Origin of the sequence: Citrobacter sp. Cpo109 (assembly GCF_030332565.1) — a bacterium.
GTDB classification, from domain to species: Bacteria; Pseudomonadota; Gammaproteobacteria; order Enterobacterales; family Enterobacteriaceae; genus Citrobacter; species Citrobacter portucalensis.
Genome location: NZ_JAOWHQ010000068.1, coordinates 238,088 through 261,343, shown reverse-complemented (window position 1 = coordinate 261,343; position 23,256 = coordinate 238,088). Strand labels below are relative to the sequence as shown.

At 53.6% G+C, this 23,256-nt stretch carries 21 protein-coding genes; 14 read left to right on the top strand and 7 right to left on the bottom strand.

Annotation, left to right across the window (positions count from 1 at the left end):
- The first annotated feature begins 11 nt into the window (after positions 1-11).
- The 6 genes from OGY71_RS17970 to OGY71_RS17945 all read left to right on the top strand — a co-directional run bounded on the left by OGY71_RS17970 (position 12) and on the right by OGY71_RS17945 (position 7,897).
- Positions 12-911 (top strand): oxamate carbamoyltransferase subunit AllH family protein, encoded by a 900-nt coding sequence (locus OGY71_RS17970; RefSeq protein ID WP_488212394.1) that lies wholly within the window; start codon positions 12-14, stop codon positions 909-911.
- Positions 889-2,436: an acyl-CoA synthetase FdrA gene (fdrA, locus tag OGY71_RS17965; protein ID WP_063940924.1), complete on the top strand. Its 1,548-nt coding sequence runs from the start codon at positions 889-891 to the stop codon at positions 2,434-2,436. The genes OGY71_RS17970 and fdrA overlap by 23 nt, the downstream gene beginning before the upstream one ends.
- A complete protein-coding gene (locus OGY71_RS17960) occupies positions 2,436-3,854 on the top strand; it encodes a YlbE family protein (RefSeq protein WP_191222188.1) in 1,419 nt (472 codons plus the stop codon). The genes fdrA and OGY71_RS17960 overlap by 1 nt, the downstream gene beginning before the upstream one ends.
- Positions 3,855-3,971: 117 nt before the next feature.
- Positions 3,972-5,522: a xanthine permease gene (locus tag OGY71_RS17955; protein WP_286613516.1), complete on the top strand. Its 1,551-nt coding sequence runs from the start codon at positions 3,972-3,974 to the stop codon at positions 5,520-5,522.
- A 26-nt stretch (positions 5,523-5,548) separates the two neighbouring features.
- Positions 5,549-6,499, top strand: coding sequence for a carbamate kinase family protein (locus OGY71_RS17950; RefSeq protein ID WP_103284757.1), 951 nt, complete (start codon positions 5,549-5,551; stop codon positions 6,497-6,499).
- A gap of 12 nt (positions 6,500-6,511) precedes the next feature.
- Positions 6,512-7,897 (top strand): amidohydrolase family protein, encoded by a 1,386-nt coding sequence (locus OGY71_RS17945; protein WP_286613515.1) that lies wholly within the window; start codon positions 6,512-6,514, stop codon positions 7,895-7,897.
- 45 nt (positions 7,898-7,942) lie between these two features.
- Here OGY71_RS17945 and OGY71_RS17940 read toward each other — a convergent pair whose 3' ends face one another.
- A complete protein-coding gene (locus tag OGY71_RS17940; RefSeq protein WP_193134642.1) occupies positions 7,943-8,827 on the bottom strand; it encodes a nickel/cobalt efflux protein RcnA in 885 nt (294 codons plus the stop codon).
- Between the two features lie 120 nt (positions 8,828-8,947).
- Here OGY71_RS17940 and rcnR point away from each other — a divergent pair, with 120 nt between their 5' ends.
- Complete coding sequence (gene rcnR / locus OGY71_RS17935; RefSeq protein WP_003825567.1) at positions 8,948-9,220, top strand: Ni(II)/Co(II)-binding transcriptional repressor RcnR; 273 nt, start codon at positions 8,948-8,950, stop codon at positions 9,218-9,220.
- Between the two features lie 52 nt (positions 9,221-9,272).
- Here the strand turns inward: rcnR and OGY71_RS17930 are convergent, their stop codons facing one another.
- Positions 9,273-10,502 (bottom strand): amino acid permease, encoded by a 1,230-nt coding sequence (locus OGY71_RS17930; protein ID WP_003825569.1) that lies wholly within the window; start codon positions 10,500-10,502, stop codon positions 9,273-9,275.
- A gap of 142 nt (positions 10,503-10,644) precedes the next feature.
- Positions 10,645-11,100 (bottom strand): multidrug/biocide efflux PACE transporter, encoded by a 456-nt coding sequence (locus OGY71_RS17925; protein WP_008785723.1) that lies wholly within the window; start codon positions 11,098-11,100, stop codon positions 10,645-10,647.
- A gap of 101 nt (positions 11,101-11,201) precedes the next feature.
- Between OGY71_RS17925 and OGY71_RS17920 the strand changes: the two genes are divergently transcribed.
- The 5 genes from OGY71_RS17920 (at position 11,202) to araE (ending at position 17,241) form a co-directional block, all read left to right on the top strand.
- Positions 11,202-12,086, top strand: coding sequence for a LysR family transcriptional regulator (locus OGY71_RS17920; RefSeq protein WP_003825574.1), 885 nt, complete (start codon positions 11,202-11,204; stop codon positions 12,084-12,086).
- Positions 12,087-12,188: 102 nt separating this feature from the next.
- Complete coding sequence (locus OGY71_RS17915) at positions 12,189-13,367, top strand: acetyl-CoA C-acetyltransferase (protein WP_003825576.1); 1,179 nt, start codon at positions 12,189-12,191, stop codon at positions 13,365-13,367.
- Between the two features lie 484 nt (positions 13,368-13,851).
- On the top strand, positions 13,852-14,688 hold the full coding sequence (gene kduI / locus OGY71_RS17910; RefSeq protein WP_286613514.1) for a 5-dehydro-4-deoxy-D-glucuronate isomerase: 837 nt from the start codon (positions 13,852-13,854) through the stop codon (positions 14,686-14,688).
- A 57-nt stretch (positions 14,689-14,745) separates the two neighbouring features.
- Positions 14,746-15,507 carry a 2-dehydro-3-deoxy-D-gluconate 5-dehydrogenase KduD gene (kduD, locus tag OGY71_RS17905; RefSeq protein ID WP_003033923.1) on the top strand — a complete coding sequence of 254 codons (762 nt, stop codon included), beginning with the start codon at positions 14,746-14,748 and terminating at the stop codon, positions 15,505-15,507.
- A gap of 315 nt (positions 15,508-15,822) precedes the next feature.
- On the top strand, positions 15,823-17,241 hold the full coding sequence (gene araE / locus OGY71_RS17900; RefSeq protein WP_003033926.1) for an arabinose-proton symporter AraE: 1,419 nt from the start codon (positions 15,823-15,825) through the stop codon (positions 17,239-17,241).
- A gap of 106 nt (positions 17,242-17,347) precedes the next feature.
- Here the strand turns inward: araE and OGY71_RS17895 are convergent, their stop codons facing one another.
- Positions 17,348-17,674: a cupin domain-containing protein gene (locus OGY71_RS17895; protein WP_003825583.1), complete on the bottom strand. Its 327-nt coding sequence runs from the start codon at positions 17,672-17,674 to the stop codon at positions 17,348-17,350.
- 141 nt (positions 17,675-17,815) lie between these two features.
- Here OGY71_RS17895 and OGY71_RS17890 point away from each other — a divergent pair, with 141 nt between their 5' ends.
- The gene (locus OGY71_RS17890) at positions 17,816-18,523 is read left to right on the top strand and encodes an aspartate/glutamate racemase (protein WP_191236323.1); all 708 of its coding nucleotides are present in this window, start codon (positions 17,816-17,818) and stop codon (positions 18,521-18,523) included.
- On the opposite strand, the gene OGY71_RS17885 is transcribed toward OGY71_RS17890, so the two are convergent.
- Positions 18,495-19,430 (bottom strand): LysR family transcriptional regulator, encoded by a 936-nt coding sequence (locus OGY71_RS17885; protein ID WP_008785717.1) that lies wholly within the window; start codon positions 19,428-19,430, stop codon positions 18,495-18,497. The two genes, OGY71_RS17890 and OGY71_RS17885, sit on opposite strands and share 29 nt — an antisense overlap.
- Positions 19,431-19,548: 118 nt before the next feature.
- Between OGY71_RS17885 and lysA the strand changes: the two genes are divergently transcribed.
- The gene (gene lysA / locus OGY71_RS17880; RefSeq protein WP_063940933.1) at positions 19,549-20,805 is read left to right on the top strand and encodes a diaminopimelate decarboxylase; all 1,257 of its coding nucleotides are present in this window, start codon (positions 19,549-19,551) and stop codon (positions 20,803-20,805) included.
- An 80-nt stretch (positions 20,806-20,885) separates the two neighbouring features.
- On the opposite strand, the gene OGY71_RS17875 is transcribed toward lysA, so the two are convergent.
- Entirely contained in the window at positions 20,886-21,896 is a 1,011-nt protein-coding gene (locus OGY71_RS17875; protein ID WP_286613513.1) for a LacI family DNA-binding transcriptional regulator, read from the bottom strand.
- 13 nt (positions 21,897-21,909) lie between these two features.
- Positions 21,910-22,938: an HTH-type transcriptional regulator GalR gene (gene galR / locus OGY71_RS17870; protein ID WP_003033945.1), complete on the bottom strand. Its 1,029-nt coding sequence runs from the start codon at positions 22,936-22,938 to the stop codon at positions 21,910-21,912.
- Positions 22,939-23,256: the final 318 nt, after the last annotated feature.

Here is a 23,256-nt window from a genome sequence, read left to right as displayed (position 1 = left end):
GGAGCGCCATTATCGCTACGCCATCACGGCGATGCGTACGGGCGCTAACCGCAGACAGCTCGTTTCTCACTTTCCGGGGAACGGGACAGGTTGAACAGGTTTTTTCTCACGCGGTAAACCTGTTGATACCCGAACAGCAGCGGCTGTTGACGTTACTGAGTGAAGATTGTGATAACGCACCTAACAGCTGTCGGTTGGCGCTGACGCATTGTGAAGACCTGTTTCACCCCGGTGAGCGGGTCAATTTTAGCGGGTCGGGAATAGTTGTTGGCAATGATAAATGGATAGAAACCGCCGGTTGCCTGCTGTGGCGAATACCACGGTGGACATCTGATGCAGCAAGCCTTGCCGCAGTCGGCTGGCAGCATTGGGAAGAAGTTATCCGCCAACAGCTAAAAAGCGACGACACATTATTTCTGTACCGGGGTGACAATCCGTTTTATCAGGAAATCACCCGTCAATTACTCAACCGCCGACAAACATTACTGACGGCGTTGCGTACAGGAGAAAATATTACTACGGCGGTCAGCCATTTAATTGGTTTGGGGATAGGGCTGACGCCTTCATCGGATGATTATTTAGTAGGTTTAAGCACCATTTTATTTATTCCCGGACATCCGCTGAGGAAATATCGAGACGATTTTTTAGCAGCATTACAACGTGCCGGAAATAATACAACGCTACTCAGCAAAATAACGCTAGAGGAAGCATTTAATCAGCGTTATCGGGAAAGCATCGGACGGCTGCTGAACCAATTTATTACTGAGCAACAACCCGTTTCTACGCAATATATTACTGACATTAAAAATATCGGCTCAAGTTCTGGCTGCGACATGCTGTATGGCATGGCGGATGCCTGCGCCCTGAGCCACAGGTCCGGAGGGAATTATGTCGATCAGGATAGTTGTTAAAAAGAACACGTATTTTGATTCTGTCTCACTGATGTCTATCTCTACGCGCGCAAATAAGCTTGATGGCGTTGAGCAGGCATTCGTGGCTATGGCGACAGAAATGAATAAGGGCGTGCTGAAGAATCTCGGCCTGCTGACGCCTGAGCTGGAAGAGGCGAAAAGTGGCGATCTGATGATTGTCATTAAAGGTGCCAGCGAGGCGGCGAACGACCAGACGCTGGTGGCGATTGACGATCTGTTTACGCATAAAGAGCAGGGTGGCCAGCATGAAGCGCACTATGCCACGCTTGCCAGCGCGAAGAAGCATGTTCCTGACAGCAATCTGGCGGTGATCTCAGTCAATGGCCTGTTTGCCGCGCGTGAAGCGCGCCAGGCGCTGCAAAATAACCTCAATGTGATGCTGTTCTCTGACAACGTCTCTCTTGAGGACGAGCTGGCGCTTAAGCAGCTGGCGCATGAAAAAGGGCTGTTAATGATGGGGCCCGATTGCGGAACCGCCATCATTAACGGTGCGGCGCTGTGTTTTGGCAACGCGGTGCGTCGCGGCAACATCGGAATTATTGGTGCCTCCGGTACCGGCAGCCAGGAGCTGAGCGTACGCATTCACGAATTTGGCGGCGGGATTTCCCAGCTAATTGGCACAGGTGGACGCGATCTGAGTGAAAAGATTGGCGGCCTGATGATGCTTGATGCGATTGGCATGCTGGAGGCCGATCCGCAAACTGAGATCATCGCACTTATCTCCAAACCGCCTGCGCCAGCGGTGGCGCACAAGGTGCTGGAACGTGCACGCGCCTGTCATAAGCCCGTGGTGGTGTGTTTCCTCGGACGTGAAGCCGCGCCTGCGGATGAAAAAGGTCTGCAGTTTGCCCGCGGTACTAAAGAAGCGGCGCTGAAAGCGGTACTGCTGACCGGCGTGAAAAAAGAGAGCCTGGACCTGCATCCACTTAACTGGCCGCTGATTGAAGAGGTTCGCGCCCGTCTGACCCCGCAACAAAAGTACATCCGTGGCTTGTTCTGTGGCGGCACGTTGTGCGATGAGGCGATGTTTGCTGCCATGGAAAAACATGCCGAAGTTTACAGCAACATTCATCCGGATCCGGCATTCCGCCTGAAAGATCTCAACCGCAGCGTGGCGCATACCTTCCTGGATTTCGGTGATGACGATTTTACCAATGGCAAACCGCACCCGATGATCGATCCCACCAACCGCATTAGTCGTCTGTTGCAGGAAGCGCGCGATCCTGAAGTTGGCGTGATCGTGATGGACTTCGTCCTTGGATTTGGATCACATGAAGATCCGGTTGGCGTGATGCTCGATGCGATCGTTGAAGCCAAAGCGATCGCCGCCGCAGACGGTCGTCCGCTTGAGATCCTCGGCTATGTGCTGGGAACCGATCTTGATACGCCGTCGCTGGAAAAACAGTGTCAGATGCTGACCGACGCCGGGGTTATCTGGGCGAGCAGTAGCACCAACACCGGATTGCTGGCGCGTGAATTTATCTGTAAAGGGGAGGAAGCCTGATGAGCCAGACACTGTTTAACCAGCCGCTGAACGTGATTAACGTTGGCATCGCAATGTTCAGCGATGACCTGAAAAAGCAGAACATACCGGTGACTCAGCTCGACTGGACGCCGCCGGGGCAGGGCAACATGCAGGTCGTGGCCGCGCTGGACGACATTGCCGATTCGCCGCTGGCAGACAAAATCGCGGCCGCTAACCAGCAGGCGCTGGAACGTATTATCCAGTCGCATCCGGTGCTGATTGGCTATGACCAGGCGATCAACGTCGTGCCGGGCATGACCCGTAACACCATCCTGCACGCCGGGCCGCCAATCCGCTGGGAAAAAATGTGCGGCGCAATGAAGGGGGCGGTAACCGGGGCGCTGGTCTTTGAAGGGCTGGCGAAAGATCTGGATGAAGCCGCGGAACTGGCCGCCTCGGGTGAAATCATCTTCTCTCCGTGCCACGAGCATGACTGTGTCGGCTCGATGGCGGGCGTGACATCGGCATCGATGTTTATGCACATCGTCGAGAACAAAACCTATGGCAACCGCGCATATACCAATATGAGCGAGCAGATGGCGAAGATCCTGCGCATGGGCGCGAACGATCAGAGCGTTATCGATCGATTGCACTGGATGCGCGATGTGCTGGGACCGATGCTGCGCGACGCTATGAAGCTGGCGGGCGAAATCGATCTGCGTCTGATGCTGGCGCAGGCGCTGCACATGGGTGATGAGTGCCATAACCGCAACAACGCCGGGACGGCGCTGCTGATTCAGGCGCTGACGCCGTGGATTATTCAGACCGGTTATCCGGTTGAGCAGCAACGTGAGGTGTTCGAGTTCGTCCTTAGTAGTGATTACTTCTCCGGACCGACCTGGATGGCGATGTGTAAAGCCGCAATGGACGCTGCGCACGGTATTGAATACAGCACCGTGGTGACGACGATGGCGCGCAACGGCGTTGAGTTCGGTCTGCGCATTAGCGGCTTACCGGGCCAGTGGTTTACCGGTCCGGCGCAGCAGGTGATTGGGCCGATGTTTGCGGGCTATAAGCCGGAAGATTCCGGACGTGATATCGGCGATAGCGCGATCACCGAAACCTACGGCATTGGCGGTTTCGCTATGGCGACGGCACCGGCCATCGTAGCGCTGGTGGGCGGTACGGTCGAAGAGGCCGTTGATTTCTCGCGCCAGATGCGTGAAATCACTCTCGGCGAAAACCCCAACGTCACCATTCCGCTGCTTGGTTTTATGGGCGTACCGACCGCTATCGATATTACGCGCGTAGGCAGCACTGGCATTCTGCCGGTGATCAACACCGCTATTGCGCACAAAGACGCGGGGATCGGCATGATCGGCGCCGGAATAGTTCACCCGCCGTTCGCCTGTTTTGAAAAGGCGATCCTCAACTGGTGCGACCGCTACTGCCAATAACAATAACCGGGGCTAACGCGGTTAGCCCCACAGTAGCGAAGCGAAAAACGTTGCTTACCTGCAGGGCTGGGCGATCTCCGCGATCGCAAACGATGCTTAACCTGTTAAGGATATTCCATGAACAGCATAAAACTAGAATGGAAACGTGGTGACTGGGCGGCTTACTTTGGGCTGATGACCAACAACCTGACTAACCTGCTGACAATGATGGGACTACTCATTTTTGTCGTCGGGATCCCTACCGAAATTGTCTATGGTCGCATTGCGCCTGCCTTTGGTCTGGCGGTGCTGGTGGCCAGCGTCTGCTACGCCTGGTTTGGCCTGCAGATGGCAAAGCACACCGGGCGTAACGACGTAACGGCGCTGCCGTCCGGACCAAGTGCACCGTCAATCTTCACCGTGACCTTCCTGGTGCTGATGCCGGTTTATCAGCAAACCAAAGATGCCAACTTCGCTATCCAGATAGCCCTGGTGTGGTGCTTTGTCGAAGCGTTGATCCTGGTCGGTGGCTCCTTCCTGGGCGAGACCATCCGCAAGATGATCCCACGTACGGTACTGCTTTCTTGTCTGTCCGGCCTGGGGCTGTTGCTGCTGGCGATGAACCCGATGCTGCAGGCATTCGAAGCGCCGACCGTCTCTTTCATCGTCCTGTTGCTGATCTTCATTAACTGGTTCGGTAAGAAGCCGATTTTTGCTCGTATTCCTACCGGTTTGCTGCTGCTGATTGCCGGTACGGCCCTGGCATGGATCTCCGGTTTACAAAGCCCGGAAGCCATTAAAGCGTCGATGTCTTCCTTTGGCTTCAACCCGCCGGAAATTCATGTCGACAGCTTCCTGCAAGGTTTACCGCACGCACTACCGTATCTGGCTTCTGCAGTTCCTTTGGGCCTGGCGAACTATATTTTTGACCTTGAGAACATTGAAAGTGCGCACGCGGCGGGCGATGAGTACAACACCCGTAAGGTCATGATGGCGAACGGCTTTGCTTCCATGCTCGGCTGCATGCTGGGTAACCCGTTCCCGGTGACCGTATATGTTGGGCATGCGGGCTGGAAAGCGATGGGCGCCAGCATCGGCTATACCCTCGCTTCAGGCATCACCATGTTCCTGGTGCCGCTGTTTGGGCTGGGGGCGTTTATGCTCGCCATTATTCCGATGACCGCGATATTGCCGATTCTGGTGTTTATCGGCGTGGTGACCGCCAACCAGGTGGTGCGAGAAACGCCTAAAGTCGAGGTTCCCGTCATCTTCATCTGTCTTTTCCCGTGGATTGCCAACTGGGCATTGACCATCGTCAACAGCGTGATGGGCGCTGCCGGAACATCCGCGGGGAAACTGGGTAGCGACTTGCTGCACAGCAAAGGTGTCTATTACGACGGACTGGTGCATCTGGGAAGCGGCGCACCGCTGGCCAGCATGCTGTGGGGCTGCGTCGCTATCTTCGCCATTATGAACAAGCCGCTGCGCGGCGCGATTGCCGCAGCCTTTGGCGCGCTGTTATCGCTGTTTGGCGTGATTCACTCCCCTGCGGTTGGCTTTGCGGAAGGCAGCTCGATGATGTTTGTTGTGGCCTACCTGATGATGAGCGGCATGTTTGTCCTCAAGCATGTTCTTGATAGCCGTGAAGCGGTGACTGCGCCTGAGCAGGAACCGACGAAAACGACCTGAATTGCCTGCAAGCGGAAGATAACACTATGAAAGAACTTGTGGTCGTTGCCATTGGCGGCAACAGCATTATCAAAGATAACGCCAGCCAGTCGATTGAACACCAGGCTGAAGCGGTGAAAGCGGTAGCGGATACGGTGCTGGAGATGCTGGCATCGGACTACAACATTGTGCTGACGCACGGTAACGGGCCACAGGTAGGGCTGGATCTGCGGCGTGCGGAAATCGCGCACGAGCGTGAAGGGCTGCCGCTTACCCCGCTGGCAAACTGCGTTGCCGATACGCAGGGCGGTATCGGTTATCTGATCCAACAGGCGCTGAATAACCGCCTGGCGCGGCGCGGTGAGCAGAAGGCAGTTACGGTAGTAACGCAAGTGGAGGTCGACAAAAACGATCCGGGCTTCGCTAATCCGACCAAGCCCATCGGGGCGTTCTTTAGCGAAGCGCAGCGTGATGAACTGCAGCGGGTCAATCCGGGCTGGCGCTTTGTTGAGGATTCGGGGCGTGGCTACCGTCGGGTAGTCGCCTCTCCACAACCGAAGCGCATTGTCGAGGCGGAGGCGATCAAAACGCTGACCCAGCAAGGCTTTGTGGTGATTGGCGCGGGCGGCGGCGGGATCCCGGTGGTGCGTAGCGATCAAGGGGATTACCAGAGCGTGGACGCGGTGATTGATAAAGATCTCTCCACGGCGCTGCTGGCACAGGAGATCCGCGCCGACATTCTGGTGATCACCACCGGCGTCGAGCAGGTTTGTATCCATTTTGGCAAACCCAACCAGCAGGCGCTGGATACGGTGGATGTTGCAACGATGACCCGTTACATGCAGGAGGGACATTTCCCGCCTGGCAGCATGTTACCCAAGATCGTTGCCAGCCTGGCGTTTCTGGAGCGTGGCGGTAAACGAGTAATCATCACCACGCCGGAATGCCTGCCTGCCGCACTGCGCGGCGAAACGGGCACCCATATTGTCCATTCCTGAGAGGAGACGTGAATGAAGGAAAGTAACAGCCGCCGTGAATTTTTAAGCCAGAGCGGAAAAATGGTGACCGCTGCCGCGCTGTTTGGCGCGGTCGCTCCGGTCGCGTATGCTGCTAATCCTGTCGGGAACACCTGCGGGTCGAAGAGCACAATGACGATTAACGATAAACACTATTACCTGGATAACGTCCTGCTGGAAGCGGGCTTTGATTACGAAAACTCAGTGGTGGTGCATACCCGTACCGCGCTGCAAACCGTTGAAATCCAGGACGGAAAAATCGTTGCGCTGCGCGAGAATAAGCAGCATCCGGATGCGACGCTGCCGCACTACGATGCGGGTGGAAAGCTGATGCTGCCCGCCATGCGCGACATGCACATCCATCTGGATAAAACCTTTTACGGCGGTCCCTGGCGTTCGCTGAACCGCCCGGCTGGCACCACTATTCAGGATATGATCCGCCTGGAACAAAAGCTGCTGCCTGAACTCCAGCCTTATACGCAGGAGCGCGCAGAAAAGCTGATCGATCTGCTGCAATCAAAAGGCACCTCGATCGCCCGCAGCCACTGCAACATAGAACCGGTTTCCGGGCTGAAAAATCTCGAAAACCTGCAGGCGGTACTGGCGCGTCGTCAGCCGGGTTTTGCCTGTGAAATCGTGGCATTTCCGCAGCATGGCCTGCTGTTATCAAAATCTGAACCGCTGATGCGCGAAGCGATGCAGGCGGGAGCGCATTACGTCGGCGGTCTGGACCCAACCAGCGTCGATGGGGCGATGGAAAAATCCCTCGACACCATGTTCCAGATTGCGCTGGATTACGATAAAGGCGTAGATATCCATCTGCATGAAACCAGTCCGGCAGGCGTGGCGGCGGTGAATTACATGGTGGAAACGGTGGAGAAAACGCCGCAGTTAAAGGGCAAACTGACCATCAGCCACGCGTTTGCACTGGCAACGTTGAACGAACAGCAGGTAGACACGTTGGCGGGCCGCATGGCGACGCAGCAGATTACCATTGCCTCGACGGTGCCGATCGGTACCTTGCACATGCCGCTTAAGCAGTTGCGTGATAAAGGCGTGGAAGTGATTACCGGAACCGACAGCGTGATTGACCACTGGTCACCGTACGGGCTGGGAGACATGCTGGAGAAGGCAAATCTGTACGCGCAGCTCTATATTCGCCCCAACGAACTGAACCTGTCGCGGGCGTTGTTCCTTGCTACCGGTGATGTGCTGCCGCTTAACGATAAAGGCGAGCGCGTCTGGCCGAAAGCGCAGGATGAAGCCAGCTTTGTGCTGGTGGATGCCTCCTGTTCGGCGGAAGCCGTCGCGCGAATTTCCCCACGCACCGCGACCTTCCATAAAGGGCAACTGGTGTGGGGGAATGTCGTCGAAAGCTAGCCTGGTTTTACGCGCAGCGGCAATCGCTGCTGCGCTCTCTTAGTGTTAACCGACGATTCCCATATAGCCGTGAATCCCCATATATAAGCCGACCATCGCAATGAGCACACTGGAAAAATAGGGTGCTTTGCGTGCCATCGTGTTAAATCCGCTCCAGCGTTTGGCCGCCTGCTGCACGCTGATTGCCGCTCCCACGCCCACCGTTACCAGCGTCAGTGCCAGCCCGAGGCTAAAGCACAGCACCATGGTGGCACCCAGCGTGAAGGCTTTGAGCTGGATGCAAATCAGCAGCACCGTAATGGCGGCTGGACACGGGATAAGCCCGCCGGTCAGACCGAACAATAATATTTGGCCGTTGGTGACCTCTTTGCCCGCAAAGCGGCGCTGAATATCGGTGGCATGCGCCCGTTCGTGGGCATCCTGATACTCTTTCGAGCCTTCGGTGAGTCCTGCCAGTGCGGCATGGTCGTGATTATGCTCGTGTTCGTGATGGTGATGATCGTCATCGTGGTCATGATGATGGTCGTCATGATCATGGTGGTGGTGATGCCCGTGATCGTGGTCGTGATGCGTCTGGGCCAGCCAGTTCTGCTCTCCCTGCCAGGTTCGCCAGAACATCCAGAATGCGGTCCCGAGAATAATTATCGCCGAGACAAATTGCAGCCAGGGCTCAACGGCTTGGGCGGTAAACGCTTTGCTGATATACATGCCACCGAGCGCAATCAACCAAACTACGGCGGTATGCGACAGCGTTGCTGCCAGCCCCAGCATCACCGCCTGTTTGATGGTCCCCTTAATGGCAATAATAAAGGCCGCCATCATCGTCTTGGAATGCCCCGGCTCCAGGCCGTGTAACACACCCAGTAGAATCGCGCTGGGAATGAAAAACCAGGCGTTGCCTTGCTGAAGAAGCGTAGAAAACTCACCCATGAGAATGATTCTTAGTTGTTTAGTTTCGTCTGATTCTACTCCCCCCCAGTATCAAATACTACCCCCCAGTAGAATTTCGATGGTATTGTCCCTACAGCCAGACGTTAAAAAGGTAAAGTTATGTCACATACGATCCGCGACAAACAAAAGCTGAAAGCCCGAACCAGCAAGATTCAGGGGCAGGTAGCGGCGTTGAAAACCATGCTGGATGAACCGCATGAATGCGCGGCGGTATTGCAGCAAATAGCGGCGATCCGCGGGGCAGTAAACGGATTAATGCGTGAAGTGATTAAAGGTCATCTGACCGAGCACATTGTGCATCAGGGCGATGAAATTAAGCGCGAAGAGGATTTGGATGTGGTCCTGAAAGTGCTGGATTCGTACATCAAATAAGTCAGTTTAACGGCTCATCCGCTTACTGGAATGAGCCGTTAAACAACACGTTCTAGCCAAAAAACATCACAGATACGCACAGCAGACCGACAATCAGGGTGATCAGATTACCCACTGAACGGTACGGCTTCAGCGCCGGGATCAGATAGGTAGACAATGTCGGCATGATAAACAGAATCATGGCAATCAGCGGGCCGCTTATCGCGTAAATCATTGAAATGGCATTAGGATTAATGCAGCAGATGATAAACGTGATAGCCGAGACCAGCATGATGGACAGAGCGCGGTTAAAGGCCCGGCTTTTCTTCACACCCACCTGATGCAACGACGTTTTTACTACCTCCGTTGCCCCTTCAATCACGCCAAAGTAGGTGCCGAGGAACGATTTTGACATCGCTACGACGGCAACGATGATCCCGGAAATCGACAGCCATGCCGGCGCGTTTGGCATCATCGACAGCGCGGAAAGAATCGTCACGCCTTCATTTTTCGCGTCTTCGATATAGTTTGTCGGAATCGAAAGCAAACAGCTGAAGACGAAAAACAGTACGCTCAGGCAGATGATGACGTAGGCTACCTTCATGATTTTTTTGCATTTACCCATGGCCTGCTCGCCGTATTTCTCTCGTCTGTCGATGGCGAACGTAGAGATAATTGGCGTATGGCTAAAAGCGAAAACCATCACGGGAATAGATATCCAAACCTGATGAAGCGTGTGCTGATCGAAAGACATCTGGCCGGTGAGTAGCGTTGGCTGCCAGCTTCCGGTCAGGTAGAGCGAAAGGAACAAAAAGTACGCGATGAGCGGGAACACCAAAAAGCCCATGACCCGAATAGTGGCTTGTCGGCCCATCAGAAAAATCAGGTTCAGCACCAGCACCACGCCAAAGCTGACCAGCATGCGGATCCGCAGATCGATAGTGATATGTTTTGCCAGCTGTTCAGTGAGTGAATTGGTTATCGCTACGGCGTAAATCAGCACCACCACAAAGAAGGCAATAAAATAGAGGGTGGTGATCAGGCTGCCAATCTTCTTGCCGTAGTAGTGAGTAACTGCGCCAGTGATCCCTTCACCAGCCGACGTTTTTGAGGACAGGATAAACTGGCACAGCGCCTTGTGCGGCCAGTAGGTTAAAGGCCAGGCGACGAGAGCGGTGATAAACAATACCACCGCGCCTGCAGAACCCAGCTGTATGGGGAGGAAGAGGGTTCCTGCGCCGACGGCAGTCCCATATAGTGCGAAGCTCCAGAGAGTCTCTTCTTTTGACCAAAATTTCGACATTATTTGAACGTATCAACTATAAAATAAACAAAAAGAAGCGCAATTTACCACAAATGGCAGGGGCTGGGGGAGATGTGAACAAGCGGGCGAGTGAATGGGACAATAGCCGGAACCGAGAAGATTCCGACTATTATTTTAATTATCAGGCAGTAACGCGCTGCTGGCGGCGCTTCATAACGCGCTCGCGTAACGTGTCATAAGCCCAGTTATAGAACATGGTGTACGGCAGGAAGAACAGGAAGAAACCTATTTCCAGCGTGAATGCCTGAACCAGGCTGACGTTTAGCACATACGCCACGATGCTCACCCCGATCACAATAAAACCGCTCTCAAAACCTAAGGCGTGAAATGCTCGCACTTTCGCCGTACGTTTTACCAGGTGCGACGGCCACAGACGGTCAAACAGGGCGTTATAAATGATATTCCAGATCATCGCTGTAGTGGCGAGAAGAATGGTCAGTCCGCCCATTTCCAGCACCGAGCGCTGCATCAACCATGCGGTGGTCGGTGCGAGGATCGCGGTGGCAATGCCTTCAAAGCAGACGGCATGAAAAATACGCTCAACTAACGAGCGGCGTTGGACAGTATCGTGTTGCATAACCTAAAACCTTCTTTGATGCCCGGATAACGGAATGGTGGCAATTTTATCGTTTTATGTGATATCTAAAAGATAGTATCCATCGATAAAGTAGATAGCTCATGCGTTATTCTCCTGAAGCATTAACGGCATTTGTGGAGACCGTTTCCTGCGGTTCATTTTCTGCGGCGGCCCGGCGGCTGCGTAAAAGCCAGTCCACTATCAGTACGGCCATTGCGCATCTGGAAGCCGATCTTGGTTTTGCACTGTTTGACCGCTCATCCCGCCAGCCAACGCTGACCGAAGAAGGTAAGCGGGTGTTGGGCTATGTGCAGGCTATTCTGACGGCCAGCGAACGTCTCGATGAGGCGGCGATCTCGCTGTCGGGTGAAACTGAGGCGCGTCTGACCTTTGTGCTGTCTGACACGCTGCATCCGGATGTGCTGGAAGAGTTGATGGTGCAGTTTGATCGCAAGTTTCCCCATACCGAGTTTGAATGCCTGATTGGGGAAGATGAAGACGTGATCGATCTGCTGCAAAAAGGACGCGCACAGGTGGGGTTGATCGAGGCGCGGGAGGATTACCCGACCGACATGGGCGTTACGCGTCTGCCGATGCAAACCTGGATGGGATTATACGTTGCAGCGTCGCATCCGCTCGCGGCTCAAGAAAAACTGCAGTGGGAGCAACTCCACACCTGGCGCGAGCTGCGTCTGAATACCTATCTGGAAAGCGGCACCAACGTGGCGCGCGGTCCCGTCTGGTCTGCTCCTAACTATCTGTTATTGCTGAGTATGGCTGTTCAGGGATTTGGCTGGTGCGCGCTCCCTTGTGCGTTGGTGGAGGAGTTTGCGGCAGAAAAACCACTGGTTCAATTACAACTGCCCGGCTGGCCAAAGGCTATCTCGATCGATCTGTTGTGGAATAAGAAATCACCGCCTGGTGTGGCAGGAAGCTGGTTGCGTGACCATTTGCAGCAGAGTGGCGTTCAGATGACCAATAAGTGATACGAATTTCCTTTGTGATAAAAATCACCGTTTTTAAACAACCTTGATAACTATTTTTAACAATCATCTACTATTGCGGTGTTATTTTGCGCTGAGGTAGTGATGAAAGAGGTTGTGATCGTCGGGGCATTAAGGACACCGATTGGCTGCTTCCAGGGGACGCTGGCGCGCCACTCTGCCGTTGAGTTAGGCAGCATGGTGGTCAAGGCGTTACTGGAACGCACGGGCGTGGACGTTCACGCTGTGGATGAAGTGATCCTCGGACAGGTGCTTACCGCAGGTGCCGGGCAGAACCCTGCACGTCAGTCTGCCATCAATGGTGGGCTACCCAATACCGTTTCCGCCATCACCATTAACGATGTCTGTGGCTCGGGTCTGAAAGCGCTGCATCTGGCGACCCAGGCTATCCAGTGTGGCGAAGCCGACATTGTGATTGCGGGCGGACAAGAGAATATGAGCCGTGCACCGCATGTCCTTACCGATAGCCGCACTGGCGCACAGCTAGGGAACAGCCAACTGGTCGACAGCCTGGTACATGACGGTCTGTGGGATGCCTTCAACGATTATCACATGGGCGTTACCGCGGAAAACCTGGCGCGAGAATACGGAATCAGCCGAGAATTGCAGGATGCCTACGCGCTGCACTCGCAGCACAAAGCGCGGATGGCAATTGATGCCGGACGTTTTAAAGATGAAATCGTGCCGGTGGTAACCCTGCGTAACGGGCAATCGTTCGTGGTGGACACCGACGAACAACCGCGTACCGATGCCAGCGCCGAGGGGCTGGCGCGTCTGGATCCTACCTTTGACAGACTCGGTTCGGTAACGGCGGGTAACGCGTCATCCATCAACGATGGCGCCGCTGCGGTGATGATGATGAGTGAGGCCAAGGCGCAGGAACTGAACTTACCTGTGTTGGCCCGTATTCGCGCCTTTGCCAGCGTCGGGGTCGATCCCGCGCTCATGGGGATTGCGCCAGTGTATGCAACGCGCCGCTGCCTTGAGCGTGTGGGCTGGCAACTGGCTGATGTTGATCTTATCGAAGCTAATGAAGCCTTCGCCGCGCAGGCATTATCCGTTGGGAAAATGCTGGAGTGGGATGAACGGCGGGTAAATGTGAACGGCGGGGCCATTGCGCTCGGCCATCCGATTGGCGCATCTGGCTGCCGAATTCTGGTTTCACTGGTACATGAAATGGTGAAGCGTCGGGCGCACAAAGGACTGGCAACGCTGTGTATCGGCGGCGGTCAGGGGGTGGCGCTCGCTATCGAACGAGACTAATTTCCCTTCGATTTCTCTGCTTAAACGCCTTTTCTGATGATTTTCTCCTGCATCTATAAAAAAGCCCTCCAACAGGAGGGCAAGGCCAGTTACAGAAACATACACTCTAAACCCTGTCAACATATCAAAACGTTGTTTCATTTCATGTGATTGATAGCGCACTTTGTTAGAAAAGGTGTGTGAACGTCGTATGAGCCTGACTGTATTTTCAATATCTTATCCCTGCCACTAATGATCTACTCTTTTGTGTTTTTATCTATCTAATTGTTTTAAATAATTTTATTGAAACCATTTTTGCGATTTATATGCGCTAGCGTGATCGCACTTACACTTTTGATAATAAGATGCGAAAAAAGTGAAACATCGTTTTAGTTATAATTGAAAACACATTCAGGGAGGGATATCATGAGCGCATAAGATAAAACGGAACAGCGTTTTGCTATTCGTTTAAGCATTCACGGTCAATTTATCACTGGAGGTAAATGTGGACGTAAGACAAAGTATCCATAGTGCGCATGCGAAAACCCTGGACACTCAGGGGCTGCGTAATGAGTTTTTGGTCGAAGAAGTGTTTGTCGCAGATGAATACACCATGGTCTACAGCCACATCGACCGCATCATTGTTGGCGGCATTATGCCAGTGGCCAAAACCGTCTCTGTGGGTGGCGAAGTCGGCAAACAGCTGGGCGTAACCTATTTCCTCGAACGTCGTGAGCTGGGTGTGATCAATATCGGCGGCCCGGGCACGATTACCGTTGACGGCCAGTGCTATGAAATTGGTCATCGCGACGCGCTGTACGTCGGAAAAGGGGCAAAAGAAGTGGTATTCGCCAGTATTGATACGGCGAAACCGGCGAAGTTTTACTACAACTGCGCGCCGGCACACTCGACTTACCCAACTAAGAAAGTCACGCCTGCAGACGTTGCGCCAGTGACATTGGGCGATAACCTCACCAGCAATCGTCGCACCATCAACAAATACTTTGTGCCGGATGTTCTGGAAACCTGCCAGTTGAGCATGGGTCTGACTGAACTGGCACCGGGTAACCTGTGGAACACCATGCCGTGTCATACCCATGAACGTCGTATGGAAGTCTATTTCTACTTCAATATGGAAGAAGATACCTGCGTCTTCCACATGATGGGTCAGCCTCAGGAAACGCGTCATATTGTGATGCACAACGAGCAGGCGGTGATTTCTCCAAGCTGGTCTATTCACTCCGGTGTCGGCACAAAAGCTTATACGTTCATTTGGGGCATGGTCGGCGAAAACCAGGTCTTTGATGATATGGACCATGTTGCAGTAAAAGATCTGCGCTAGTTGCGGGCGACAGCCGTGCCTGCTGCGGTGGGCATTATAAAAAATTAAGGATTTACAATGATTTTGAATGCATTCTCTCTTGAAGGTAAAGTCGCCGTTGTGACCGGTTGTGACACAGGTTTGGGTCAGGGTATGGCGCTTGGTCTGGCTGAAGCAGGTTGCGATATCGTCGGGATCAACATTGTTGAACCGACAGAAACCATCGAACGCGTGACCGCACTGGGCCGCCGTTTTTTAAGCCTGACCGCCGATCTGCGTCAAATCGATGGTATTCCGGCGCTGCTGGAGCGCGCAGTGGCAGAATTCGGCCATATCGATATTCTGGTCAACAACGCGGGTCTTATCCGTCGTGACGATGCGATCGACTTCAGCGAAAAAGACTGGGATGACGTGATGAACCTGAACATTAAGAGCGTGTTCTTTATGTCTCAGGCCGCGGCGAAGCACTTTATCGCTCAGGGTAACGGCGGCAAAATTATCAACATCGCCTCTATGCTTTCCTTCCAGGGCGGGATCCGCGTGCCGTCTTACACCGCGTCTAAAAGCGGCGTAATGGGCGTTACCCGTCTGATGGCGAACGAGTGGGCAAAACATAACATCAACGTCAACGCGATTGCACCGGGTTACATGGCGACGAATAACACTCAACAGCTGCGTGCTGATGAGCAACGTAGCGCAGAAATCCTCGATCGTATTCCGGCGGGTCGTTGGGGTCTGCCGAGCGATCTTATGGGGCCTGTCGTGTTCCTGGCGTCCAGCGCATCTGACTATATCAACGGCTATACCGTTGCAGTAGATGGCGGCTGGCTGGCACGTTAATTCGCTTTCCAGAACCGTTAAACCCTGCCCTCTGGCAGGGTTTTTTTATATTCGGATCATTAAAATCCATATTGTGGTTATAAATTATTCCATATTAAATTTCATACGTATAAATTTATTGTTTTTAATATTCTTTAATATCAATTAGTTAAATTTAATTGAGTGATTGTCGGTAAATTTTAAAATTGGAATATCCATCACATAACCATGTGGTGTAGCTATTTAATCCATGTTTTTGCCGTTTCCCGCCTGACGCTTCCTGCAAGGGATCCCTTACTTTCAATGGCATGGTTACTCTGTATCTGGCAGGAAAAAATGGTCTCAATAAATAATGATGCTGCTTTAGCGCCGCGCCCAGTGCGCGATACGCGACGTATGAATATGTTTGTTTCTATCTCTGCGGCTGTCGCAGGGTTGTTATTCGGCCTGGATATTGGCGTGATTGCTGGCGCGTTGCCTTTTATCACCGATCACTTTGTGTTGACCAGCCGCCTGCAGGAGTGGGTGGTAAGCAGCATGATGCTGGGTGCGGCAATTGGTGCGCTGTTTAACGGTTGGTTGTCATTCCGCCTGGGGCGCAAATACAGCCTGATGGCGGGCGCGATCCTTTTCGTCGTCGGATCTCTGGGCTCGGCGTTTGCCTCCAGCGTAGAAATGCTCATTTTTGCCCGCGTGGTGCTGGGCGTAGCGGTGGGGATCGCGTCTTACACCGCACCGCTCTATCTCTCCGAAATGGCCAGCGAAAACGTGCGTGGCAAGATGATCAGTATGTATCAGCTGATGGTGACGCTGGGTATCGTTCTGGCCTTTTTGTCCGATACCGCGTTCAGCTACAGCGGTAACTGGCGCGCTATGCTTGGCGTGCTGGCGCTTCCGGCTGTATTGCTGATTATTCTGGTTGTTTTCTTGCCCAACAGCCCGCGCTGGCTGGCGGAGAAAGGTCGCCACATCGAAGCTGAAGAAGTACTGCGCATGTTGCGCGATACGTCAGAAAAAGCCCGCGATGAGCTGAACGAAATCCGTGAAAGCCTGAAGCTGAAGCAGGGTGGTTGGGCGCTGTTTAAAATTAACCGTAACGTGCGTCGCGCGGTTTTCCTCGGAATGTTACTGCAGGCGATGCAGCAGTTCACCGGGATGAACATCATCATGTATTACGCGCCGCGCATTTTTAAAATGGCGGGTTTTACCACCACAGAGCAGCAGATGATTGCCACGCTGGTAGTTGGCTTAACGTTTATGTTCGCCACCTTTATTGCCGTCTTCACGGTCGACAAAGCAGGACGTAAACCGGCGCTGAAAATTGGTTTCAGCGTAATGGCCATCGGGACACTGGTGCTTGGTTATTGTCTGATGCAGTTTGATAACGGCACGGCTTCCAGTGGGCTATCCTGGCTGTCAGTTGGCATGACGATGATGTGTATTGCAGGCTATGCGATGAGCGCCGCGCCGGTAGTGTGGATCCTGTGTTCGGAAATTCAGCCGCTGAAATGCCGTGATTTTGGTATTACCTGCTCCACCACCACCAACTGGGTGTCGAATATGATCATTGGCGCAACGTTCCTGACGCTGCTCGACAGCATTGGCGCCGCCGGTACGTTCTGGCTCTATACTGCGCTGAACGTCGTATTTATTGGTATTACGTTCTGGCTGATTCCAGAAACCAAAAACGTCACGCTGGAGCATATCGAACGTAAGCTGATGGCTGGCGAGAAGTTAAGAGATATTGGGGTGTAAGTCAGATAAGCATGCCGGATGGCGGTTCAGCCTTATCCGGCCTGCGAGTGGAGTCTCTTATAGGCCGGGAAAGCGTCAACGCGACCCGGTTTTTTTAATTAGCGCCTTACCCGTGCAGAAAATCTTCGCGAATTGGGGTAAAGGTATCCAGCAGCGTTCCCGGTTTTAAGCAGACGCAGCCATGCATAATGTTGGGCTGTTTATACAGGGTATCGCCCGCCCTAACGATATGTTTCTCTTCGCCAATGGTAAATTCAAACTCACCGGACAACACGTAAGTCAACTGCTCGTGCGGATGATTGTGCATCGGGCCGATTGCGCCTTGCTCGAAGTTCACCTCAACCGCCATCATGTTACCGCCGTGAGCAAGAATGCGCCGGGTAACGCCATTGCCCAGATCGTCAAGCGTGGTCTCTTTATGAAAAATAAACATCCGGCCTTCCTGTAATTAATTAAAACAACGTTTCATTAAAGCTATATCAGAAAATTAAAAAAAGAAATGCACGCCAACAGATGTGGAAAGTTGATCACATCTTTGGTTCACTGGAGAGACAACAACGAGTCAGGGGAAATGATGAAAACGATCGGTCTGTTAGGCGGTATGAGCTGGGAATCTACCATTCCTTATTATCGACTCATTAATGAAGGGGTAAAACAGCGTCTGGGTGGACTGCATTCGGCACAGATTCTGTTGCACAGCGTGGATTTTCACGAGATTGAAGCCTGTCAGTCAAGCGGTGACTGGCAGCGAGCCGGTGAGATCCTCGCGCAGGCCGCCACAGGGCTACAGCAAGCCGGGGCGCAAGGAATTGTGCTGTGTACCAACACCATGCACAAAGTTGCTGAGGCGATTGAAAGCGCCTGTGATGTGCCGTTTCTGCATATTGCCGACGCGACGGGGCGGGCGATACAAAAGCAGCAAATGAGCAACGTGGCGCTACTGGGTACGCGTTACACCATGGAGCAGGATTTTTACCGCGGGCGTTTACAGACTGAATTTGGCATTAGCACGCTGATCCCTGAAGCTGATGATCGTCAGAAAATAAACCAGATTATTTTCGACGAGCTGTGTCTCGGTGAATTCAGCGAGGCTTCCCGCGATTATTACCTGGGCGTCATCGACCAACTGGCGAAACAGGGGGCGCAAGGGGTGATCTTTGGCTGTACCGAGATTGGTCTGCTGGTTCCCACCGAGCTAAGCCCACTACCGGTTTTCGACACCGCGGCAATCCATGCGCAAGATGCGGTGGCGTTTATGCTTTCGGCTGCGGATGCAAAATAGCCTCCAGCGGGTCAATAAGCCTCGGTAGATGGGCCTGCAGATGCGCCGTAAAAGCATCAACCAGCGCCGAGGCGGGGCGATGAAGCGGGTGAATCAGGCTGACTGTAAAGGGTACCGAAATACTGAAGCGGCGGATAACGACTCCGCTGCTGGCGTAATCCAGCGCGGTCAGTGGGTTCACCACCGAGATCCCCACGCCTGCCCGTACCATTGCACAAATTGAAGCGGCGCTATGGGTTTCAATCACCATGCGGCGCTTCACCTGGTGCTCATTAAACAGGGTATCCAGTAGCTGACGGTAGCTGTCGGTGCGCGACAGGCTGATGTAGTTTTCTCCCTGAAAATCCTGCGGCGTTAACACCGCTTTCTTAGTCAGCGGATGGCCCTGCGGCAGCACGCACACTTCATCCAGCGCCAGCAATTCGGTGCGTTTCGTTCCGGCAGGCGTATGCAGCGTTTCCGTTAACCCCAGATCGTGGCGCTGCGCCGACAACCACTCTTCCAGCAGCGGTGACTCCTGCGGCACTATCTGAATATTGACCTGTGGATAGCGTGCGAGGAATGGCTGCAGCAGCGGCGGTAAAAAAGACTGTGAGAATACCGGCAGGCAAACAATCGACAATTCGCCCTGGCGAAACTCGCGCAGGCTTTCGGCGGCGCTCACAATTCTATCCAGGCCATACCACGAACGTTGCACTTCTTCAAACAGACGTAACCCTTGCACGGTTGGGTGCAGTCGGCCACGCGTGCGTTCAAACAGCGTTAATCCCAGCACTTTCTCGAATCGGGCCAGTTCCCGGCTGACGGTGGGCTGCGAGGTATGTAGCATGCGCGCGGCTTCTGTCAGATTGCCTGCCGTCATGATGGCGTGAAAAATTTCGATGTGTCGCAGGTTAACGGCGGGCATGGGCAATCCTCGAATGAATCAATCCATATCATTTTTGCATAGACTCACAATAAAACGATATTTTTTATTCTTTTCGGGCTGTGGCGTAATCATAAAAAAGCCAATACCGGAGCACACCATGCCACGCCCACTCAATAGTACTGACACTGACCTGACCGCCGACAACCTGCTGCGCCTGCCTGCCGAATTCGGCTGCCCGGTGTGGGTCTATGATGCTCAGATTATCGGCGCGCAGATTGCCAAATTGAGTCAGTTTGACGTGGTGCGTTTCGCCCAAAAGGCATGTTCGAATATTCATATTTTGCGCCTGATGCGCGAGCAGGGCGTGAAGGTTGATTCCGTCTCGCTTGGCGAAATTGAACGTGCGCTGGCGGCAGGCTTCGTACCGGGGAAAGATGAAATCGTCTTTACCGCCGATATGATTGATGAAGCGACGCTCGCGCGGGTGCATGAATTGAGCATTCCGGTAAATGCCGGGTCGGTGGATATGCTGGAACAACTGGGCCAGGTCTCGCCGGGCCATCGCGTGTGGCTACGCGTAAACCCTGGCTTTGGACATGGGCACAGCCAGAAAACCAATACCGGCGGTGAAAACAGCAAGCACGGGATCTGGTATAGCGATCTTCCCGCGGCGCTGGAGGTGATTCAGCGCTATAAGCTGAAGCTGGTGGGGATTCATATGCATATCGGCTCCGGCGTAGACTACGGCCATCTGGAGCAGGTGTGCGGCGCAATGGTGCGCCAGGTGGTTGAATTTGGTCAGGATCTGGAGGCGATCTCCGCGGGCGGTGGTTTATCAATCCCGTATCGCGAAGGGGAAGAGGCGATCGATACCGATCATTACTTTGGATTGTGGAACGCTGCGCGTGAACAGATTGCTAAACACCTGGGCCACCCGGTCGCACTTGAGATAGAGCCAGGCCGTTTTCTGGTCGCGGAAGCCGGTGTGTTAGTGGCGCAGGTACGTAGCGTAAAAGAGATGGGTAGCCGCCACTTTGTGCTGATCGATGCGGGCTTCAACGATCTAATGCGCCCGGCCATGTACGGTAGTTATCACCATATCTCAGCGCTGGCAGGGGATGGTCGCTCTCTGGAACACACCCCGCAACGGGAAACCGTGGTAGCCGGGCCGCTGTGCGAATCTGGCGATGTGTTTACCCAGCAGGAGGGCGGAAATGTGGAAACCCGACTGTTGCCTGCGGTGGTGCCGGGCGATTATCTGGTGCTGCATGATACCGGGGCGTACGGCGCGTCAATGTCGTCAAATTACAATAGCCGCCCGCTGCTGCCGGAAGTTTTGTTCGATAACGGCGTGGCGCGGCTAATTCGCCGTCGCCAGACCATTGATGAGCTGTTAGCGCTGGAGCTAATCTGAGGGAATGCCCGATGGCGCTGCGCTTATCGGGCCTACGGGGATGTAGGCCGGATAAGGCGCTTGCGCCGCCATCCGGCACGTTATTTGTAATACGGCCCCGTCGTCACCGAATCACGTAGTACCAGTTTGCCGGTAAACGGTGGGATTGGCTCGACGCTCTCGCCGTTGGCCAGCCGGATAGCCTGGTCGATTGCCGTGGTTATCATGGTATCAATCGGTAGATATACGGTAGACAGCCCTGGCTCCAGCCATTTGGCGCTGGGCGCATCATCAAAACCAAACAGTGAGACGTCCGTTGGGATCCTCAGCCCGGCCTGATGTAACGCTTTTGATGCGCCTAATGCCATGTCATCGTTACAGGCGAATAGGGCGCTAAATTTCACCCCTTCCTCCAGCAGTTCACGGCAGGCCTCATAGCCTCGCGTCATCGTGGAGTCGCCGTATTTGACCTTATCGGGATCCCAGGGAATACCGTTTTTTTCCAGCGCTTTACGATACCCCATCAGGCGTGATTTACCGGTAGGCGTATGGCCTGGCACAGTGATACAAGCAATATCGCTATGGCCCTGGGAGATCAGATAATTGACCGCCTGATAGGCCGCGTCTTCCTGTTCAAAGAAAATTGCGCGATCGCGGGCCTGGCTGACATCACGGTTGATGACCAGCAAGGGCATAGCAATGCTGTTCATCAACGACATAATCGCCTTTTCACTCATATAGCGGGTATAGAGAATAATGGCGTCGCACTGCCTGTCCGCCAGCATTTGCACGGCTTCCTGCTCACGCTCTGGTGTGTCGTGGCCGTCGGTGACGATCAACTGCTTGCCGTGAGATTCCGTCTGGCGTGAAGCCTGTTGCAGCAGGCGGCCAAAGTAGAATCCATCAAATGTGGAAACTACCAGACCAATGCTGTTGCTGGTGCGGTTTGCCAAAGAGCGCGCTAAAAAATTAGGCCGATAATCAAGTGCCTGCATGGCCTTAAACACTTTCTGGCGCGTGCTCTCTTTTACCTGACCCGTGCCATTCAGTACGCGCGAAACGGTCGCTTTTGAGACGCCTGCGTGTTGTGAAACGTCCAACATCGTAGTCATAACGCTATCCTGGTTAATCGTTTGACGATGAATTCCCCGGCTCTGTCAGCGTCGAAACGGAATGGCGACGCACCAGAGTTGGGTTAAAAACGTGGGTAATTTCAGGCACGGGACGCTTCTCCGCCAGCGCGAGCGCCAGTTCGGCAGCCTGGGTTGCCATCGTCACGATCGGGTAGCGCACCGTGGTCAAACGCGGGCGCACGTAGCGGGAAACCAGCACATCATCAAAACCAATCAGCGAGATTTCTCCCGGCACATCAATGCCGTTATCATTCAATACGCCCATGGCACCAGCCGCCATTGAGTCGTTGTAGCAGGCTACCGCAGTGAAGTTTTTGCCACGGCCAAGTAACTCGGTCATAGCCTGTTCACCGCCGCTTTCATCCGGTTCACCAAACGTTACCAGGCGATCGCTGACAGGAATATTGCTCTCTGCCAGCGCGTCGTAATAGCCTTGCAGACGATCTTCCGCATCTGAAATCGTGTGATTGGAGCACAGATAGCCAATGCGCGTATGGCCTTGTTGAATGAGGTGTCGGGTCGCGAGCCAGGCGCCGAAACGGTCATCAAGGGCAACGCAGCGTTGTTCGAATCCCGGCAGAATTCGGTTAATCAATACCATGCCGGGGATTTGCTTCATGAGTGATGCCAGCTCAGCATCCGGGATAATTTTTGCGTGGACAACAAGGGCTGCGCAGCGGTGGCGAATGAGCTGTTCAATCGCCTGTCGTTCCTTCTGTTCGTTATGGTAGCCGTTACCAATCAGTAAAAAATTACCAGTGTTATAGGCCACCTGCTCGACAGCTTTAACCATTGCCCCAAAGAATGGATCGGACACATCTCCCACCACCAGACCGATGGTCTCTGTGGATTGTTGTGCCAGCGCACGCGCATTGGCGTTGGGGTGGTAGCTGAGTGATTCCATTGCACTTGTTACGGCCAGACGCGATGCTTCGCTGGCTTTAGGGGAATCATTAATCACTCGAGAAACGGTGGCGACTGATACACCAGCTAGTCGGGCTACATCCTTTATGGTCGCCATGATAGTACCTGTTGTGGGTAAACGCTTACATTCCGTCAGTGTTACGGAAAATGGCTGGCTGTTCAAGCAGATTGCCTGTCAGAACGTCGCAAATGTGAGCGCACACGAGCGAAGTAAGACAGAAAATAGAAAATGCTAATTTTTGCTTACACTTTGCGATGTGCTGTTGCGATTGTTCGCTGGTGAGGGAACTGAGCAGATTGCTAGAGTTGAGATCCCAGAGGTATTGATAGGTGAAATCAACTTTCGGGTTGATCACTAGAATTACACCAGCCTGCGCAGATGCGCAGGTTTTTTTTTACCTTCAGCCTATCTGTA

Bases quoted from the DNA above. Each gene is read 5' to 3' on its own strand.
- fdrA (WP_063940924.1), top strand. From the start codon at position 889: ATGTCGATCAGGATAGTTGTTAAAAAGAACACGTATTTTGATTCTGTC.
- OGY71_RS17960 (WP_191222188.1), top strand. From the start codon at position 2,436: ATGAGCCAGACACTGTTTAACCAGCCGCTGAACGTGATTAACGTTGGC.
- OGY71_RS17955 (WP_286613516.1), top strand. From the start codon at position 3,972: ATGAACAGCATAAAACTAGAATGGAAACGTGGTGACTGGGCGGCTTAC.
- OGY71_RS17950 (WP_103284757.1), top strand. From the start codon at position 5,549: ATGAAAGAACTTGTGGTCGTTGCCATTGGCGGCAACAGCATTATCAAA.
- OGY71_RS17945 (WP_286613515.1), top strand. From the start codon at position 6,512: ATGAAGGAAAGTAACAGCCGCCGTGAATTTTTAAGCCAGAGCGGAAAA.
- OGY71_RS17940 (WP_193134642.1), bottom strand. From the start codon at position 8,827: ATGGGTGAGTTTTCTACGCTTCTTCAGCAAGGCAACGCCTGGTTTTTC.
- rcnR (WP_003825567.1), top strand. From the start codon at position 8,948: ATGTCACATACGATCCGCGACAAACAAAAGCTGAAAGCCCGAACCAGC.
- OGY71_RS17930 (WP_003825569.1), bottom strand. From the start codon at position 10,502: ATGTCGAAATTTTGGTCAAAAGAAGAGACTCTCTGGAGCTTCGCACTA.
- OGY71_RS17925 (WP_008785723.1), bottom strand. From the start codon at position 11,100: ATGCAACACGATACTGTCCAACGCCGCTCGTTAGTTGAGCGTATTTTT.
- OGY71_RS17920 (WP_003825574.1), top strand. From the start codon at position 11,202: ATGCGTTATTCTCCTGAAGCATTAACGGCATTTGTGGAGACCGTTTCC.
- OGY71_RS17915 (WP_003825576.1), top strand. From the start codon at position 12,189: ATGAAAGAGGTTGTGATCGTCGGGGCATTAAGGACACCGATTGGCTGC.
- kduD (WP_003033923.1), top strand. From the start codon at position 14,746: ATGATTTTGAATGCATTCTCTCTTGAAGGTAAAGTCGCCGTTGTGACC.
- araE (WP_003033926.1), top strand. From the start codon at position 15,823: ATGGTCTCAATAAATAATGATGCTGCTTTAGCGCCGCGCCCAGTGCGC.
- OGY71_RS17895 (WP_003825583.1), bottom strand. From the start codon at position 17,674: ATGTTTATTTTTCATAAAGAGACCACGCTTGACGATCTGGGCAATGGC.
- OGY71_RS17890 (WP_191236323.1), top strand. From the start codon at position 17,816: ATGAAAACGATCGGTCTGTTAGGCGGTATGAGCTGGGAATCTACCATT.
- OGY71_RS17885 (WP_008785717.1), bottom strand. From the start codon at position 19,430: ATGCCCGCCGTTAACCTGCGACACATCGAAATTTTTCACGCCATCATG.
- lysA (WP_063940933.1), top strand. From the start codon at position 19,549: ATGCCACGCCCACTCAATAGTACTGACACTGACCTGACCGCCGACAAC.
- OGY71_RS17875 (WP_286613513.1), bottom strand. From the start codon at position 21,896: ATGACTACGATGTTGGACGTTTCACAACACGCAGGCGTCTCAAAAGCG.
- galR (WP_003033945.1), bottom strand. From the start codon at position 22,938: ATGGCGACCATAAAGGATGTAGCCCGACTAGCTGGTGTATCAGTCGCC.